Source organism: Phreatobacter stygius, from assembly GCF_005144885.1.
In the GTDB taxonomy this organism is placed as follows: domain Bacteria; phylum Pseudomonadota; class Alphaproteobacteria; order Rhizobiales; family Phreatobacteraceae; genus Phreatobacter; species Phreatobacter stygius.
Genome location: NZ_CP039690.1, coordinates 2,215,854 through 2,232,897 on the forward strand (window position 1 = coordinate 2,215,854; position 17,044 = coordinate 2,232,897).

The window sequence follows — 17,044 nt, forward strand, 5'->3', positions numbered from 1 at the left end:
TGCAGAGGCAGCGCATGACGAGCTCCCCCATCGAACCACGGTCCCGGGTGAACCTGCGTCGCCTCGCCGATGAGGTTGGTGTCCACCCGTCCACCGTCTCACGCGCGCTCGACCCGACCAAGCGGCACCTGGTCGCCGACGACGTCGCCGACAGGATCACCACGGCGGCCCGGCAGTTGGGCTATCGCCCCAATCCGGTCGCGGCGAGCCTGCGCACCCGCCGCTCGACCCTGGTCGGCGTACTGGTCCCCGACATCACCAACCCGGTGTTCTCGCCGATCATTTCCGGCATTGCCGAAATCCTCGGCGCCGAGGGCTATTCGACCATCGTCGCCGATGCCGGCACCGAATTTGGTCCGCGCATGGCGCTGATCGACGAATTGATCGCGCGCCGGGTCGACGGCCTGGTGCTGGCGACCGTCAGCCGCGACGACCCGATGCTGGAACATTGCCTGGCCGAAGGTGTCCATGTCGTGCTGGTCAACCGGGCCGACGATTCCGATCGCGCCTCTTCCGTTGTGTCGGACGATGTCGCCGGCATGCGGGTGGCGGTCGAGCACCTCTACCAGCTTGGCCATCGCGTCATCGGCCATCTCGCCGGCCCGTCGACCTTGTCGACAGGCCACCTTCGCCGCGTCGGCTTCGAGCAGGCCATGCAGGATCATGGCCTCGCCGTTCCCCCGGCAGCCATCGTCGAGGCGGCAAGCTACGACCGCGACGAGGGCGAGCGTGCCACGGCCAGGTTGTTGCAGGCCTATCCCGGTCTGACCGCCATTGCCGCGGCCAACGACCTGCTGGCGCTCGGCGCCTACAAGGCGCTTGCCGCACGTGGCCTGCGCTGCCCCGCCGATGTCTCGGTGGTTGGCCATAACGACATGCCGCTGGTCGACATGGTCGAGCCTCCGCTGACCACCATCCGCATTGGCCCGCGCGACATGGGACGCGATGCCGCACGTCTTCTGCTCGAGCGGATGACCGGTTCGGCTTTGCCGATCCGGCGCATCGTGCTGGCGCCGGATCTGGTTTTTCGGGCCTCGACGGCGGCCCCGCGCGGCTGAGCCCCAGACAGCCGCATTCCTGCAATCCGCGCGATGCAAGCAAACTTCGATTGACTCGGCGAGCCACCCCGACCTAGCTTGCAATCGATTGCGGTTGCGCATTCGGGCACCTGAGAGGCGTTGCCTGGTGAACAGCGACGACAGAACCGCGAACGGAGGGGCGCTATGACTGACCTGACTCGACGTCGATTTGTGGCCGGATCGGCCGCGGCAGCCAGCCTGCTGCAGAGCCCCCAGGTCTTTGCCCAGTCGAACTTCCTGGAGCCGGCGCGCATCCGCATGGGCTTCGCGCCCTATATTTCGGCCGGGCCTTATCTGATCGCCGAGGCCAAGGGCTATTTCAAGAAGCTCAATATCGAGATCGTGCCGTCGAGCCATGTCGACGGCAGCCTGTCCATGCCGGCACTGGCTGCCGGCGAGCTGGATATCACCGGTGCCACCTTGAGCGCCGGCCTGTTCAACCTGATGGCCAAGGGCGCCGGCTTGCGCATGTTCTTCGAGCGTGGGCGCGAAGCGCCCGGCTGGGGCTCGAACTCGATCATGGTCTCGAACGAATTGTGGGAGAAGGGCTTCCGCGGGCCCGACGGCTACAAGCAGGCCAAGGGCGCCACCATCGGTATTTCCTCGCGTGGCAGTGTCGCGCACTATCTGCACACCATGGGCCTCGAACGGGCCGGCATGAAGGCCGACGACCTCGAATGGTCCTGGGGCATGAGCCCCAATGTCAGCCTGCCGCTGATGAAGCAGAACCGCATCGGCATCATCAACATGCCGCTGCCCGGCGCCTATGCCGCGCAGAAACAGGGCATCGGCAAGGTCGCCACCTGGAGCGACGAGCTGGCGCCGGACTTTGTCCTGGCCTGCTCGGTCGCCAGCGAAAAATTCCTGCGCGAAAAGCATTCCGCGGCCGTGCGCTTCTCGATGGCGATCATGCAGGGCAATGCCGATTACATGGAGGCTGCCAAGAGCGGCAATCCGGAGGTCCTGAAAATCCTCGCCGACGGCACCGGCCTGACACCCCAGGTGATCGACGAGACCCGGCCGCGCTGGACCTTCATGACCATCGACGGCACGCCGAACATGGCCTCGATCATCGCGCAGCAGAAATTCTGGCGCGAACGCACCGACCTGCTCGCCCGCAGCGTGCCGGACAATCAGCTGTTCGACGATCGCGCCATCAAGGAAGCCAAGCAGCGGATGACCGAGAAGAACCCGTTCATCTGATCGCGGTTCGGGCGGATCGATACGCAAAGCGCAGGGAGGCGCTTGTCAGACCATGCAATTCGAGGCGATTTCGATTGAAGGACTGTCGCACCGGTTTCTGAGCCGGACGCGACCGCCGACCACCGCGCTGACCGACGTGTCCTGCGTCTTTCCGGCCGGCAAGGTGACCGCCATCGTCGGCCCCAGCGGCTGCGGCAAGTCGACCTTGCTGCTGATCCTGCGCGGCCTGGTGGAAGCCAGCGCCGGCAAGGTGCGGTTCCTCTACGGCGACGGTTCGGGCCAGCTGACGGCCGGTGATGCCCCGCGCATGGCCACCGTCTGGCAGTCGTTCAATCTCCTGCCCTGGCGTTCGGTCATCGACAACGTCGCCTTCGGCCTCGAACTGGCCGGCGTATCGCTCGCCGAACGCCAAGCCAAGGCGGCGGAAGCGATCAAGGCGGTCGAGCTCGCCGGCTTCGAGAAACATTATCCGGGCCAGCTCTCCGGTGGCATGAAGCAGCGCGTCGGGCTCGCCCGCGGCCTCGTCCAGTCGCCCGATATCCTGTTCCTCGACGAACCCTTTGGCGCGCTCGATGCCCAGACCAGGCTCTATCTGCAGGAACAGCTGTCGACCCTGGTCGAGGCGAGCGCCAAGACGGTGATCCTGATCACCCACTCGATCGAGGAAGCGATCTTCCTCGCCGACCACGTGATCGTCATGACCGCGCGCCCGGGCCGTGTCGCCCGCAGCCTCGACATCGACCTGCCGCGGCCGCGCGGCATCGATGTCCAGAACGACAAACGCTTCGGCGAATATTTCTCCGAGATCTATGGGCTGCTGCGCGACGAAGTCCGCAAGGCAATGTTGAACTGAGGGCTGCCACGATGTCGGATATCAACCGCTCGGCGCTGGCCGATCCCAAAGCCATCGTCGAGACCAAACCCGCGCCCGATTTCAAGGATGAAAGGCTGCGCGACGACACCTGGTTCTACGGCCCGGTGGCGATGGCGCTGTTCCTGGTGTTCTGGGAAGTCTCGATCCCCCTGTTCGACGTGCCGGAGATTTTCCTGCCGAGGCCGTCGCTGGTCATCGTCACGCTCTACGAGCTGTTTGCCACCAAGGGGCTCGCTTACGACCTCGTGCTGACGCTCTACCGCATCTTCGCCGGCTTCTTCCTGGCCGCCGTGGTCGGTGTCGGCCTTGGCCTCTTGATGGGCATGTCGCGGCGCATCTATGCCATCTGCGACATCTTCGTCGCAGCCCTCTATCCCGTGCCGAAGATCGCCCTGGTGCCGCTGCTGGTCATCTGGCTCGGCAGCGGCAATGCCTTCCAGATCGCGCTCTCGGCGCTCGGTTGCATCTTCCCGATCCTGGTCAACACCATCATCGGCGTGCGCCAATGCGACGAAGGCCTGATCCTGGCGGCCCGCGACCTCGGCGCCAGCGCCGTGCAGATCCAGCGCAAGGTGGTGTTGCCGGCGGCCGTGCCGGCGATCTTCGGCGGCCTGCGCCTGGCGCTCGGCATCTCCATCATCCTGGTGGTCGCCGCGGAAATGCAGACCGCCCGCTACGGCCTCGGCGCCAAGCTGCAGCTTGCCGGCCAGATCCTCGAGACCGGCCAGGTCTTCGCCATCCTGCTGCTGCTCGCCGTGCTCGGCATCCTGCTGACCAAGGGCCAGCAGCATCTCGACGGCAAGATCAACCGCTGGCGCACCCGCTGATATCAAGATTGGGCCGGACAACGGCCTCTGGAGAAACGTCATGAAACGGACGCTGATCGAGTGTGGCTGGCTGGTCACCATGGACGAGGCCATCGGCGATCATCGCAATGCCCGCGTGCTGGTCGAGGGCAGCCGCATCCTTGCCGCCGGCAAGGGCATCGAGGCCGAGGCCGACGAGGTCATCGATGCCCGCGACAAGATCGTCATGCCCGGGCTGATCGATGCCCATGTCCACACCTGGCAGACCGGGCTTCGCGCCATCGGCTCGGAATGGCTCGGCCCCGACTACCACGCCAATATCCACGCCAATCTGGCGACCCGCTACGGTCCCGACGACAACTACATTGGCAACCTGATCGGCGCGCTCAGCAAGATCGATAGTGGCACCACCACCATTCTCGACTGGTGCCACAACCTGACCTCGCTGCACCATGCCGAGCGTTCGGTCGACGGTCTCGAGGAATCGGGCATTCGCGCGGTCTTCGCCCATGGCACGGCCAAGCCGCCGACCAAACCGGGCGAGCTGCCCTATACCCACGTGCCGCATCCGCGCGACCGGATCGAAGCCCTGCGCAACGGCCGCTTCGCCTCCGACGACCGGCTGGTGACGCTCGCCATGGCGGTCCTCGGGCCGCATTGGGGCACTTACGAGGTGGCCGAGCAGGACCTCAGGCTTGCCCGCGAACTGAACCTGCTGTCGAGCTCGCACGCCACCCGCAAGATCCCCGACCAGGTCGCGCCGGGCGGCTACAAGAGGCTGGTCGAGGCCGGCCTGATCGGCCCGGATCACAATCTGGTCCACGGCAATTATATCGAGGATGACGAGCTGAAGGCCCTGGTCGAGGCCGGCGCCTCGGTGACCGGCACCGTGCTGGTCGAACTGCACGGCCATGCCGCCGAGCCGGTCACGCTTCGCGTGCGCAATTTCGGCGGCATGCCCTCGATCGGCATCGATGTCGAACCGATCGTGACAGGCGAGATGTTCCGCGAGATGCAGGCGGCGCTGCTGCACGCCCGCTGGGCGTCGCTGCGCGACAATGCCGCGGCCGGCAAGCCGCCGTTCAAGACCATCCCGATCAAGTCGCGCGAGGCCCTGGCCTGGGCGACCATAGGCAATGCCCGGGCGATCGGCCTGGAAGACCAGATCGGCTCGCTGACCCCCGGCAAGAAGGCCGACATCGTCATGCTGCGCGCCAATGACCTGAACCTGTTCCCGGTCCACGATCCCTTGCTGTCGATCGTCGAACAGGCCAGCGCCGGCAATGTCGACACCGTCATGATCGACGGCGTCATCCGCAAACAGGCCGGGCGCCGGGTCTTCCCGGACGACGTGCTCGCCAAGCGCAAGGTCGAGCTGGTGGCCTCCGTCGAGCGTGTCATGCGCGACGGGTCGTTCACCATGAAAGCGGCCTGAGAGCATTCACCATGACCAAGACACTGATCAAATGCGGCTGGATCGTCTCGATGGATCCGGCCATCGGCGACCTGCGCCAGGGCGAGATCCTGATCGACAATGACCGCATTGCCGCCGTCGGCCGCGACCTCCAGGCGGTCGCCGACGAGGTGGTCGACGCTTCCGACATGATCGCCATGCCGGGCATGGTGAACGCCCATCTGCACACCTGGCAGACCGGCTTGCGCGCCATTGGCTGCGAATGGGCGCATGGCGAATATTTCAAATATCTGCATGGCGGCATGGCCACGCGTTACGGTCCGGAGGACAATTACCTCGGCAACCTGATCGGCGCGCTGAACCAGATCGACGGCGGCGTCACCACGCTCAACGACTATTGCCACAACATCACCTCGACCGCCCAGGCCGAACGTTCGGTCGATGCGCTGGAGGATTCCGGCATCCGCGCCGTGTTCACCCTCGGCGCCGGCAAGCTGCCGCCCGAACGCGAGGCGATCGAACCGTTCGAGAAGCGGATCAATCCGCGCGAACGGGTCGAGAAATTCCGCAAGGGCCGGCTTGCCAGCGACGACCGCCGGGTCACCATGGCGCTGGGTGTCGCAGGCCCGCACTGGGCCGAGATGGAGCCGACCCGGATCAATCTCCGGCTCGCCCGCGAGCTCGGCCTGCGCTCGTCGACCCATGCCACCAAGCGCCCCGAACTGGCGGTCGATCCGCGCGGCTATTTCCCGCTCCTCGACGAAGGCCTGATCGGCCACGACCACACCGTCGTTCACGGCAATTATCTCGGCGACGAGGAATTGAAGCGCCTGGTCGATGCCGGCGTCACCGCCTGCGCCACGGTGCAGACCGAGCTGCGCGGTTATGCCGGCGATCCGCTGGTCGGCCGGGTCAGGGCGCTCGGCGCCATGCCCTCGCTCGGTGTCGATGTCGAGCCGCGTGTCTCCGGCGAAATGTTCCGCGAGATGCAGATCGCCCTGCTCTATGCCCTCTCCGTCTGCCAGCGCGAGAATGCCCGTGACAAGAAGCCGCCGTTCCAGGTGGTGCCGATCCGGTCACGCGAGGCGCTCGCCTGGGCCACCATCGGCGGCGCCGAGGCTTTAGGTCTCGGCAGCCAGATCGGCACGCTGACCCCGAAAAAGAAGGCCGACATCGTGCTGCTGCGCGGCACCGACCTGAACCTCTTCCCGGTCCATGATCCGATCCTGTCGATCGTCGAACAGGCCAATGCCGGCAATGTCGATACCGTCTTCATCGACGGTATCGTCCAGAAGCGCGGCGGCAAGCTGACCTTCTCCGAAGCCGTGCGCCGCCAGCGCATGACCGAGCTTGCAAGCTCGGTCGAGCGGATCATGGGCGAAGCCGGCTACGTTCCGTTCGGACGCTGACCGTCATGGCCCGAACGCTCGTCCGTTGCGGCTGGCTGGTCACCATGGATCACGCGCTCGGCGATCTCCGCCGGGCCGAGATGCTGCTCGACGGCGACCGCATCGAAGCGATCGGCCACGATCTCGGCGCGACCGTCGACGCCACCATCGACGCCTCGGACATGATCGTCTTGCCCGGGCTGATCAACATGCACCTGCATACCTTCCAGGCAGGCTTGCGCGCGATCGGCTCGGAATGGCTGGCGCCCGACTATTTCCGTCACTTCTACGGTGACATCGCCACACGGTTCGGCCCGGAGGACAATTACCTCGGCACGCTGTTCGGCGCGCTGAACCAGCTCGATTGCGGCGTCACCACGCTGTTCGACTATTGCCATAACATCCGCTCGCTGGAGCAGGCCGAGCGTTCGGTCGACGGCCTGACCGATTCCGGCATCCGCGCCGTCTTCGTGCATGGCGATGGCCTGCGCGAGCCGGCGGCACCCGGCAAGCTGCCCCAGCGCCGGCTGCATCCGCGCGACCGGGTCCAGGCGCTGCAGAGGAGCCGTTTCGCCCACGATGGCCGGATAACCCTGGCGCTCGGCATTGCCGGACCGCACTGGGCCGATTGGGAGGCTTCGCTCGCCAATGTCAGGCTTGCCCGCGACCTCGGGCTGATCGCCTCGTCCCATGTCACCAAGGCCCATCGCGACGCTGCCGTGCCTGATGGCTACGACCGGCTGGCGGCCATGGGCCTGCTCGGTCCCGATCACAATCTGGTCCATTGCAACCTGTTGACGCATGACGAGGTCGGCCGGCTCCTGGATGCCGGCTGCTCGATCACCTCGACCAACATGAACGAGCTGCACGACTACCCGCACGGCTCGGCCCTGACGACGGTGCTCGACCATGGCGGCCTGCCCTCGATCGGCATTGATGTCGAACCCATGGTGTCGGGCGACATGTGGCGCGAAATGCAGATGGCGCTGCTGTTCGCGCGCAACCGGCTCATTCGCGCGCGGGCCGCGGCCGGGCAAGGCCCGGCGATGATCGGCTCGCGCGAGGCGCTCCGCTGGGCGACCGTCGGCGGCGCCCAGGCGCTCGGCATGGCCGACAGAATCGGTTCGCTCAAGCCCGGCCACAAGGCCGATCTGGTCATGTTGCGCGCCGGCGACCTCAATCTCTTTCCCGTCCATGACCCGGTCTTCTCGATCGTCGAGCAGGCTCATTCCGGCAATGTCGACACGGTCATCGTCGATGGCATCGTCCGCAAGCAGCGCGGCCGCCTCATCTTCGACCAGGCCAGGCGCCAGGCGCTCGGCGAGCAGCTGGTCGCATCCGCCGGTCGTCTGATGGCGGAAGCAGGCTACCGCCACGCCTTTGTCTAGGCTCGGATCCGGGCCGTCGTCCCGCCTCCGGTCGAATCGCGGTCAGCGCCGGCGCGACCTTCCGGGGAATGGCGGATCTTGACGATTGCAAACGATTGCAATAGGGAGAGTTCAGGGAGTGAAACGATGATCATTGAACGCCAGGAACAGGTGACCGACGCCGTTCTCGCGGCAATGGCCAAGACGAGCGACCCTCGGCTTGCCGAGATCATGGCCGCGCTGGTCAAGCACCTGCATGCCTTCGCCCGCGAGGTCAGGCTGACCGAGCCGGAATGGGAAAAGGCCATCGAATTCGTCGTCGGCCTTGGCCAGTTGACCAACGATACCCACAACGAAGCCGTGCTGGCATCCGACGCGATCGGCTTTTCGACGCTCGTCTGTCTGCTCAACAATGGCAATGCCGGCAATACCGAGGCCGCCGCCGCCCTGCTCGGGCCGTTCTGGCGGATGAACTCGCCGCACATGGAGAACGGCGGCTCGATCATCCGCTCGGAGACGCCGGGCGAGGAGCTTGTCGCCGCCTGCCTGGTTCGCGACGCCGCCGGCAATCCGATCGCCGGCGCCGAGGTCGACGTCTGGCAGGCCTCGCCGGTCGGCATGTACGAGAACCAGGACGAGACCCAGGCCGACATGAACCTGCGCGGCAAGTTCACCACTGACGCGGATGGCGCCTTCTCGTTCCGCTCGGTCAAGCCCGCCGGTTATCCGGTGCCGACCCATGGTGTGGTCGGCAAGCTGCTGGCCGCCCAGAACCGCCATCCGTTCCGGCCGGCGCACATTCATTTCCTGATCTACAAACCGGGCTTCAAGACGCTGATCACCCAGATCTTCGTCGAGGGTGACCAATATCTGGAGACCGATGTGGTGTTCGGCGTGACCAAGGCGCTGGTCGGCGGCATTGAAAAGGGCGGCAATGGCTACACCCTCCGCTATAGTTTCGTGATGGAGCCCGGCGAAGCGGTTCTGCCGGTTCCTCCGATCAAGTGAGGATGTCATGACCCTGGGAACTGCCCTGAAGGACAAGGTCGCCGTCGTGCTCGGCGGGTCCGGCGGCATCGGCGCCGCCACCGCTTACCAATTTGCCGCCGAAGGCGCGACGGTGGTGGTCGTCTACCGCTCCGACAAGGCCGCCGCCGACGTGATCGTCGCAAGCCTGCCGGGCGCCGGCCATCTCGCCGCTGCCGCAACGGTTGAGGATACCGCCTCGCTGACCGCGCTCGCCGCCCATGTCGAGGAACGGCTCGGCCGCGCCGATATCCTGGTCAACTCGGCCGGCTTCACCAAGCCGGTGCCGGCGGGCGATCTGGATGCCCTGGACGACGCCTTCATCGACCGGATGTTCCAGGTCAACTGGCGCGGCCAGTTCGCCGCGATCCGTGCCTTTCGTCGCCTGCTCGAGGCGGGCGGCGGCGGCCTGATCGTCAATGTCTCGTCGATCGCCGCCTTGAACGGCGTCGGTTCCAACCTCGCTTACGCGGCGGTCAAGGCCGGCATGGACACGCTGACCAAGTCGCTGGCCCGGGCGCTGGCGCCGGAAATCCGCGTGATGAGCGTCTCACCCGGCGTGGTCGACACCGATTTCGTTCCTGGCCGCGGTGCCGAACAGCTTGCCAAGATCGCCCCGACCATCCCGCTGAAACGGGTCGCGACCCCCGACGATGTCGGCCGCGCCATTGTCGCCTGCGCCACCCATCTCACCTATTCGACCGGTTCGCTGATCATCGTCGACGGCGGCCGGGCACTCTGAGCTTCTCACGTTCAAGGACAAACTCATGCGCCCGATGCGGAACAAGGTCGTCATCACCTGCGCTGTGACGGGCAATCTGACCACGCCCGATCAGACGCCGCATCTTCCGATCACGCCGGAGGAGATCGCCGATGCCTGCCTCGGCGCAGCCGAAGCCGGTGCCGCCGTCACCCATATCCATGTCCGCGAGCCGGGCACCGGCAAGCCGTCCATGGCGCTCGAATATTACCAGGACGTGGTGGCCCGGATCCGCGCGCGGAACCAGAAACTGATCCTCAACATCACCACCGGTCCCGGGGGCCGCTTCGTGCCCTCCGAGGACGATCCGAAGGTCGCCGCGCCCGGCACCACGCTGCTCGCCCCGGAAAAGCGCGTCGAACATATCGCCGCGTTGAAGCCCGACATTTGCACGCTCGACCTCAACACGATGAATTCCGGCGGCCAGGTGGTCATCAACACGCCCGGCAATGTCCGGCGCATGGCCAAGGTCATCCGAGCGGCCGGCGTCAAACCGGAGATCGAACTGTTCGATTCCGGCGATATCGCCCTGATGCACGATCTCCTGAAGGACGGCTCGATTTCGGGGCCGTGCATCGCCTCCTTCGTGCTCGGCGTGAAATATGGCTTCCAACCCGGGCCCGAGACGGTGATCTATGCCCGCGATCTCTTGCCTGCCGACACCGAGTTCACGGTGATCGGCACCGGCCGATCGAGCTTTCCGATGGTGGCGCAGTCGGTGCTTGCCGGCGGCCACGCCCGCACCGGGCTCGAGGACGCGGTCTATCTCGACCGCGGCACGCTCGCGCCCTCCAACGCCGCCATGGTCGACAAGGCCCGACGCATCATCGAGGAGCTCGGCGTGCAGATCGCCAATCCCGACGAAGCCCGCGACATCCTGCACCTGCCGTCGCGCGCGGCCTGATCCGGAGCACGCCATGCACGCGAGAACCGAGATCGGCGGCAAGGCGGGCGCGATCGCCATGCGAAGCCTCCGGCTGAACGCCAAGGCCGACAGCGTCGAAGCCGTCGCGCCGACGATCGAGACACTGCCGTCTGCGCGCCCGCGCGACGGTGATGTGCTGGTCGAAATCCGCGCCGCGGCGGTCAACCCGTCCGACGCCAAGGCGGCGATCGGCATGATGCCTTATGCGATCTTCCCGCGCACGCCCGGCCGCGACTTCGCCGGCGTGGTGATCGACGGACCGGCTGACCTGGTCGGCAAGGAGGTCTTCGGTTCGTCCGGCGATCTCGGCATCCGCCGCGACGGCACCCATGCCTCGCATCTCATGGTGGAGGCGGCGGCGCTGGTCGACAAGCCGGCCGGCATCACGCTCGCCGAGGCCGCAGGCATCGGCGTGCCCTTTGTCACCGCCCAGGAAGGTTTTCGCCGCGCCGGCATGCCGAAACCGGGTGAGACCGTGCTGATCCTCGGCTTGAACGGCAAGGTCGGCCAGGCCGCGGCCCAGATCGCCACCTGGCAGGGCGCCAAGGTCATTGGCGTGGTGCGCCGGCCCGAGGACTATGCCGGTCATGCCAGCGCGCCGGTCACGGTGATCAATTCGGCAAGCGAAGACGTGGTCGCCCGGGTCAAGGACCTGACCGGCGGCAAGGGCTGCGACATCGTCTATAACACGGTCGGCGAACCCTATTACGAGGCCGGTACCCGGTCGCTCAGCGTGCTCGGCCGGCAGATCTTCATCGCCGCCCTGAAGCAGACCGTGCCGTTCGACATCTTCGCCTTCTATCGGGGCCGGCACACCTATGTCGGCATCGACACGCTGGCGCTCTCCTCGATCGCGACTGCCGACGTGCTGCGCGACCTGGTGCCGGGTTTCGCGGCCGGTGCACTGAAGCCTTTTCCGATCGAGGATCGGGCGATCTATCCGCTCGACCGGGCGCGCGAAGCCTATGTCGCGGTGCTCAGCGCGTCGCGCGATCGTGTCATCTTCCTGCCCAACGGGTGAAGCCATGCATGTCAACCGCTTCGCCGATCTGAAGCCTTACGACGCCCCCGGCCACCACGGCATGCACATGCTGCGCATGCAGGGCCGCGAGGCCGGTCCCGCCGACATGATGTGGCTCGGCGTGTCGCAGATCCTGCCCGGCGGCAGCATCGACCTGTCGAGTTCGCCGGACGAGAAGTTCTATGTCGTCCTGGAAGGCGACCTGACGGTCGAGACCGAAAGCGGTTCGGTCAGGCTCGGTGTCTGGGACAGCTGCCGCATCGCGCCGCACGAAAAACGTGCGCTCAAGAACCCGACCAATCGAACGGTCGTCGTGCTGCTGGCCATGCCGCTGCCCAAGCCCCAACCCTGAGCAAAGGCAGCGCCATGAGCCAAAGCCGCACCAAGAAAAGAAAACCGCCGAAAGAGCGTTCCATGGCAGACCATAGGATCCGGAGGAATTCCCCATGTCTCGTCTCGACCGCAGGCAAGCCCTTGGCCTAGCTCTGTTCGGCACAGCTGGCCCCACATTCGGCAGCCGGCCGTCCCTGGCCCAGGCTGCGTCAAACCAAGCCTTCCCGAACCAGATGGTTCGGATGATCGTGCCGTTCAGCGCCGGCAGCATGACCGATATCCTGGCCCGCTCGCTGGCCGAGAAGCTGCGCGAAAAATGGGGCCAGCAGGTCATCGTCGAGAACCGCCCGGGCATTGCCGGCACCGGCGGCGTCGCCCGTTCGACGCCCGACGGCCTGACGCTGATGCTGACCTCCAACGGCCACACTGTCATCCGCAGCGTCAACAAGGACGTCACCTTCGATCCGGTGAAGGATTTTGTCGGCATCACCAAGGTCGCCTCGATGCCGTCGATCATGGTGGCGCCGGCCGAGGGCGACATCCGCACGCTGAAAGACCTGATCGACGCCGCCAGGGCCAGGCCGGGCCAACTCAATTACGGCTCCGCCGGGCTCGGCAGTTCGACCGGCATCGCGGCCGAGGTGTTCCGCCAGGTGACCGGCACGCGCATGCAGCTCGTGCCCTATCGCGGCATGCCGGAGAGCCAGACCAGCGTGTTGCGCGGCGACAGCGCCTTCTGCTTCACCTTCTTCAATGTCGGCGGCGACCTGATCCAGGCCGGCCGGCTGCGGGCGCTGGCCGTCACCGGCGAGACGCGCATGGCGCAATTGCCTGACGTGCCCACGTTCAGGCAGGCCGGCCTTGCCGATTTCACCTATGATGCCTGGTTCGGCGTCATGGGGCCGGCGGGCATGCCGAAACCGCTGGTCGCGCAGATTGCCCGCGACATTGCCGCAGGCCTTGCCGAGGCCGACATCAAGACCCGCTTCGAGCAGCAGGGGGTCAACCTGGTGACCACCACGCCGGAAGCCTTCGACGCCGAAATCGCCAGGGACGCCGAACGTTATGGTCCGCTGGTTCGTCAGGCTGCCGGAGGCTGAAGCCGATGAACCGGGATGATGACATGATATCGGCGGCCATTGGCCGCCGTGCGCTGCTGGCCGCCGCAGCAGCAGCCGCCGCCGCCGCCAGCATGCTCGCGGCACCGGCCGGAGCCCAGGCTCCGGCACCCGCCCCGCCGCCGCCCGACATCCGGGATCGCACCACGATCCTGATTCGCGGCGCGACCGTCATATCGATGGATCCGGCCATCGGCGACCTCGTTCGCGGCGACATCCTGATCGAGAACGGCGCGATCCGGGCGATCGGCGCCAACGTCGCGGCACCGGCCGACGCCTTGATCATTGATGCGACCGGCAAGATCGCCTGCCCTGGCTTCGTCAACGGCCATGTCCACCTGCCGCAGGCTTTGCAGCGCGGGCTTTCGGCCGACCATTCCTTCGGCGACTATTTCCGCAGCATCGTGCTGCGCTATTCGAACCGCATGACACCGGCCGAAGTGGCGCTCGGCGTGCGCATCGGGGGCTTGCATGAAATGGCCGTCGGCACAACCACCCTTGTCGACTGGAACCGCGAGGTGATTTCGCCTGAACATGCCGACGCGGCGGTAGAGGGCCATTTCGCCTCGGGCGCCCGGACGGTGCTCTGCTACACCGTGCCGCTCAGGCCCCGGGACGGCTCGACACCCAACCATGCCCGCATGCTGGAGCATGCCAAGGCCTTGCGCGCCGGCAAGCTCGCCTCCGACACCGGCCGGGTCCGGCTCGGGGTGTGTCTGCCCGGTCCCGACTTCATGCCGCTCGACCCGGCACTGGCCGACCTCGCCATGCTGCGCGAACTCGACGTGCTCACCGCCTTCCATTGCGGCGCGCCGATCTATGCCGCCCGCAAGAAACGCGTCGTGGCGACGCTCGCCGAGCGGGGATTGCTCGACCGCAACACCCAGCTCGTCCATGCCAATGACCTGGACCTCGACGAATATCGGATCGCCGCCGACAACGGGGCGTCGCTGACCTCGACCCCCGAGGCCGAAATGCATATGGGCCACGGCTTCCCCGCCATCGGCCGGGCCCGTGACGCCGGCTTGCGCTTCAGTCTCGGCACCGACATCCCCTCGGCCTTCGGCGGCGGCATGCTGTCACAGATGCGCGTGGCCTATGCCGCCGACCTCGCGCTGCGCAACGCCACTTCCTTCCGCGACACCGGCAAGCCGCCGCAGGTCAAGCCGTGGTCGGCCCGGGCCATGCTCGAAATCCTGACCATCGGTGCAGCACGATCGGTCAACATGGACCAGGTGATTGGTTCGCTCGCACCAGGCAAACGCGCCGACATCTTGCTGTTCAACGGCGGCTCCACCGGCCTCGCGCCGGTGCTCGACCCGGTCGGCAGCATCGTCCTGCAGGCCACTCCCGCCGACATCGACACGGTCATCGTCGATGGCCGCGTGATGAAGTCGGGCGGCCGCATGACGGACCCGGAGCTGCCGAGGATCGTCGATGAGGTAAAGGTCCGCGCCGCGGCAATGGTCGAGGCGGCCACCCGCTGAGCAGCACCTTGGTGTCAGCCGGGCGGCAGCCCGCTCAGGCGGCGATCGCCTCGCGCCCGTCATGGGCCGCGACGGTGAGGTCGACGATCCGACCGGGTTCGACCGCCGACTTGAACCGCACCGGCGTGAAATGTTCGGTGCGGCCGAGATCGCGGGTTTCGGTCAGCACCTGGAAGACGCGTCCGACCATGCCGTCGAGATGAGCGCCGAGCGCTGCTTCGCCACGGCCACGCAGGCGGCGCGCCCGCTCCTTGACGATGTCGCGCGGCACCTGCGGCATCCGCGCCGCCGGCGTTCCGGGCCGCGCCGAAAATGGAAAGACATGGAGATGGGTCAGGTGGCATTCCGCGACGATGTCGAGCGAGCGGGCGAACATATCCTCGGTTTCGGTCGGAAATCCCGCGATGATATCGGCGCCGAACACCATGTCCGGCCGCAGCCGGCGAACCTGATCGCAAAAACCGATGGCGTCGGCTCGCAGGTGGCGCCGCTTCATGCGCTTCAGCACCATGTCGTCGCCGGCCTGCAGGGACAGGTGCAGATGCGGCATGAACCGGGCCTCGCCGGCGATCACGTCGAACAGGTCGGCATCGGCCTCGACCGAGTCGATCGAGGAAATCCGCAGCCGCTCCAGCTCCGGCACATGCCGCAGGATCGCCTTGACCAGGGCGCCGAGCTTCGGCTCGCCGGGCAGACCTTGACCGTAGCTGGTGATGTCGACGCCGGTCAGCACCACCTCGCGGTAGCCGTTTTCGGCGAGGCGGCGCACCTGTGCCACCACTTCGCCCATCGGCACCGAGCGTGAATTGCCGCGGCCATAAGGGATGATGCAGAAGGTGCAGCGGTGGTCGCAACCGTTCTGCACCTGGACGAAGGCGCGCGACCGGCCGGTCAGGCCGTCGACCAGATGCAGCGCCTGTTCGCGCACCGCCATGATGTCGTTGACCGCCACCTTCTCGGTCGCGGCGACGCCGAAATCCGGGCCGCGTGCCAGGGCCAGCCGGGTTTCGCCCCAGGCCGCAGCCTTCATCTTCTCGTCATTGCCGATGACCCGGTCGACCTCGGCCATTGCGGCGAACATCTCGGGTTCGGTCTGCGCGGCGCAGCCGGTCACCACGATCCGCGCCGCCGGGTTCTCCCGCTTCATCCGCCGGATGGTCTGGCGCGCCTGACGGGTGGCTTCCGCCGTCACCGCACAGGTGTTGATGACGATGGCATGGTCGAGCCCGGCCTCCGCGGCGAGCTTCTGCATCACCTCGGATTCCGAAGTGTTCAGGCGACAGCCGAAGGTGACGACCTCGACAGCCATGGGTCAGGCGGCCGCCTGGAACAATGCCGGATCGAACTCACCGGCATGTTCGAGTTCGGTCGGGCCGCTCATGATCACGTGATTGTCGTCGCGCCATTCGACCACGAGGTCGCCGCCAGGCAAGGACACGGTTGCCGACCGGCCGGTGCGCTTGGTGCGCGCCGCCGAGACCAGCGCCGCGCAGGCAGCCGAGCCGCAAGCCCGGGTGATGCCGGCGCCGCGCTCCCACACCCACAAGATGATGTGATCGGGCGCCTTGACGGCGGCGAGCGAAATATTCGCCCGATCCGGAAAGATCGGATGGTTTTCCAGCATCGGCCCGATCTTCGCGAGGTCATGGGCATAGGGATCGTCGACCCAGAACACCGCATGCGGATTGCCCATGGAGACGACCGAGGGCGAATGCAGCACCGGGGCATCGATCGGGCCGATCTGCAATTCGATGGCCCGCGTGTCGCGAAATTCCTCGGCGAGCGGAATGTCCTGCCAGCCGAACTTGGGCTCGCCCATGTCGACCGAGAACGACGCCGGACCGAGCCGCCGGCAAGCCAAAAGACCGGCCTTGGTCTCGACCAGGAGCCTGTCGCGGTCGGTCCCTTCCGTCAGCACCCAGGCGACGCAGCGCGTGCCATTGCCGCAGGCACCGGCTTCCGATCCGTCGGTATTGTAGATCCGGATGAACGTCTCGGTGCCCGGCGTGCGCGGCGCGTGCATCGCCATCAGCTGGTCGAAATGTGACCCTTCCGCACCGGCAATGGCGCGCGCCTCGGCAGCCGAAATGACATGGCTCGACCGGCGCAGGTCAACGACCACGATTTCGTTTCCGGCGCCGTTCATCTTCCAGAACGGATGGTTCGCGAGCGGGCTCATGGGGCAGCACGTCATCCAGCAGCGAAGGTCATGCGCTAAGAAGCATGCCTTTTTAAGAGTGACG

General features: G+C 66.5%; 16 protein-coding genes. 14 read left to right on the top strand and 2 right to left on the bottom strand.

Annotation, left to right across the window (positions count from 1 at the left end; translation table 11 throughout):
* The first annotated feature begins 14 nt into the window (after positions 1 to 14).
* From E8M01_RS10100 to E8M01_RS10165, 14 genes are all read left to right on the top strand, one after another.
* Positions 15 to 1,058 carry a LacI family DNA-binding transcriptional regulator gene (locus E8M01_RS10100; RefSeq protein ID WP_246088669.1) on the top strand — a complete coding sequence of 348 codons (1,044 nt, stop codon included), beginning with the start codon at positions 15 to 17 and terminating at the stop codon, positions 1,056 to 1,058.
* 165 nt (positions 1,059 to 1,223) lie between these two features.
* A complete protein-coding gene (locus E8M01_RS10105; RefSeq protein ID WP_136960005.1) occupies positions 1,224 to 2,282 on the top strand; it encodes an ABC transporter substrate-binding protein in 1,059 nt (352 codons plus the stop codon).
* Between the two features lie 52 nt (positions 2,283 to 2,334).
* Positions 2,335 to 3,135 carry an ABC transporter ATP-binding protein gene (locus E8M01_RS10110; protein ID WP_136960006.1) on the top strand — a complete coding sequence of 267 codons (801 nt, stop codon included), beginning with the start codon at positions 2,335 to 2,337 and terminating at the stop codon, positions 3,133 to 3,135.
* 11 nt (positions 3,136 to 3,146) lie between these two features.
* Positions 3,147 to 3,983, top strand: coding sequence for an ABC transporter permease (locus E8M01_RS10115; RefSeq protein WP_136960007.1), 837 nt, complete (start codon positions 3,147 to 3,149; stop codon positions 3,981 to 3,983).
* Positions 3,984 to 4,023: 40 nt separating this feature from the next.
* On the top strand, positions 4,024 to 5,397 hold the full coding sequence (locus E8M01_RS10120; protein WP_136960008.1) for an amidohydrolase family protein: 1,374 nt from the start codon (positions 4,024 to 4,026) through the stop codon (positions 5,395 to 5,397).
* Between the two features lie 11 nt (positions 5,398 to 5,408).
* A complete protein-coding gene (locus E8M01_RS10125; RefSeq protein ID WP_136960009.1) occupies positions 5,409 to 6,785 on the top strand; it encodes an amidohydrolase family protein in 1,377 nt (458 codons plus the stop codon).
* 5 nt (positions 6,786 to 6,790) lie between these two features.
* Positions 6,791 to 8,152 carry an amidohydrolase family protein gene (locus tag E8M01_RS10130; RefSeq protein ID WP_136960010.1) on the top strand — a complete coding sequence of 454 codons (1,362 nt, stop codon included), beginning with the start codon at positions 6,791 to 6,793 and terminating at the stop codon, positions 8,150 to 8,152.
* Positions 8,153 to 8,278: 126 nt separating this feature from the next.
* Positions 8,279 to 9,139 (top strand): dioxygenase family protein, encoded by an 861-nt coding sequence (locus tag E8M01_RS10135; RefSeq protein ID WP_136960011.1) that lies wholly within the window; start codon positions 8,279 to 8,281, stop codon positions 9,137 to 9,139.
* A 7-nt stretch (positions 9,140 to 9,146) separates the two neighbouring features.
* On the top strand, positions 9,147 to 9,899 hold the full coding sequence (locus E8M01_RS10140) for an SDR family NAD(P)-dependent oxidoreductase (protein WP_136960012.1): 753 nt from the start codon (positions 9,147 to 9,149) through the stop codon (positions 9,897 to 9,899).
* Between the two features lie 34 nt (positions 9,900 to 9,933).
* On the top strand, positions 9,934 to 10,821 hold the full coding sequence (locus E8M01_RS10145; RefSeq protein ID WP_136964546.1) for a beta-keto acid cleavage family enzyme: 888 nt from the start codon (positions 9,934 to 9,936) through the stop codon (positions 10,819 to 10,821).
* 13 nt (positions 10,822 to 10,834) lie between these two features.
* On the top strand, positions 10,835 to 11,863 hold the full coding sequence (locus E8M01_RS10150; RefSeq protein ID WP_136960013.1) for a quinone oxidoreductase family protein: 1,029 nt from the start codon (positions 10,835 to 10,837) through the stop codon (positions 11,861 to 11,863).
* Positions 11,864 to 11,867: 4 nt separating this feature from the next.
* Positions 11,868 to 12,215, top strand: coding sequence for a cupin domain-containing protein (locus E8M01_RS10155; RefSeq protein WP_136960014.1), 348 nt, complete (start codon positions 11,868 to 11,870; stop codon positions 12,213 to 12,215).
* Positions 12,216 to 12,438: 223 nt separating this feature from the next.
* Positions 12,439 to 13,296 carry a tripartite tricarboxylate transporter substrate-binding protein gene (locus E8M01_RS10160; protein ID WP_170181851.1) on the top strand — a complete coding sequence of 286 codons (858 nt, stop codon included), beginning with the start codon at positions 12,439 to 12,441 and terminating at the stop codon, positions 13,294 to 13,296.
* 5 nt (positions 13,297 to 13,301) lie between these two features.
* The gene (locus E8M01_RS10165) at positions 13,302 to 14,801 is read left to right on the top strand and encodes an amidohydrolase family protein (protein ID WP_136960016.1); all 1,500 of its coding nucleotides are present in this window, start codon (positions 13,302 to 13,304) and stop codon (positions 14,799 to 14,801) included.
* A 34-nt stretch (positions 14,802 to 14,835) separates the two neighbouring features.
* On the opposite strand, the gene mtaB is transcribed toward E8M01_RS10165, so the two are convergent.
* Positions 14,836 to 16,110 (bottom strand): tRNA (N(6)-L-threonylcarbamoyladenosine(37)-C(2))-methylthiotransferase MtaB, encoded by a 1,275-nt coding sequence (gene mtaB / locus E8M01_RS10170; protein ID WP_136960017.1) that lies wholly within the window; start codon positions 16,108 to 16,110, stop codon positions 14,836 to 14,838.
* 3 nt (positions 16,111 to 16,113) lie between these two features.
* Entirely contained in the window at positions 16,114 to 16,980 is an 867-nt protein-coding gene (gene dapF / locus E8M01_RS10175; RefSeq protein ID WP_136964547.1) for a diaminopimelate epimerase, read from the bottom strand.
* Positions 16,981 to 17,044: the final 64 nt, after the last annotated feature.